We start from the raw sequence: 679 nt of genomic DNA, 5'->3' as shown, positions 1-679 counted from the left end.
CTGACATATGGCACAGCGGCGATCACTGCGAATATAAGCAGTCTCTTCATCGTGCGGGTATATACCCCTCTTTCCATTGCTTCAGGTCGAGCGAGGTTATATCCAATCACGAATACAAATACCGGTAGCGCCACGCGACCCAACTCAAACAACAACGGGAGGGTCGCGTTGAAGAGATACTTATTGACATGATCGCCGGTCATGGCCAACAACCCTATCCACTTCAGTGCCTCCACCGTACCGTTATCTAATTTGATCGCAGGCATCTCCATGGTTCACCGTCCGTAGATCAGCCTTCTTGGTGTATAGAATCCTGATTCCGGCTTATAAACCATGCGCGGCGTTACCGTTGTTTCTACGGCCGTTTCTACGGTGTGATAGTGCGCTTTCAGCCATTCACCCCACTTCACAGCCTTCGTTATCAGGTCCGCTCTATACCGACCGTTAAATTTCGGTGTTGTGGAATGGTAGTTAGCGACGCGGGTCCACATATCTCCTTTTTGGCCATCACGAAGATGAGCGCTTATGCGCCAGGCTGCAAGATCATAGGAATAACAACCGCCTGCTGCTACGTGCTTCGCCTCGATGCCGTACTTCTTCAACGACTTCAGATACGCAGTGTTGAACTGCATGTAGCCGACATCATAGGTGCCGTTACTGTTTCTCACCCACTGCCCTG

At 50.8% G+C, this 679-nt stretch carries 1 protein-coding gene and 1 pseudogene; both read right to left on the bottom strand.

The window, feature by feature from the left end:
* Nucleotides 1-272: TraX family protein (locus tag ACOCD2_RS24295; RefSeq protein ID WP_305800751.1), on the bottom strand; the 272-nt coding region annotated here is incomplete at its 3' end.
* 3 nt (nucleotides 273-275) lie between these two features.
* Nucleotides 276-679 (bottom strand): annotated as a pseudogene (locus ACOCD2_RS24290) (hypothetical protein); the annotation flags it as partial.

It is taken from the genome of Thiolapillus sp., assembly GCF_048562965.1.
In the GTDB taxonomy this organism is placed as follows: Bacteria; Pseudomonadota; Gammaproteobacteria; order Chromatiales; family Chromatiaceae; genus Thiolapillus; species Thiolapillus brandeum_A.
Note: the sequence above shows the minus strand (reverse complement) of the source record. Positions and strands in the feature narration are given on the sequence as shown.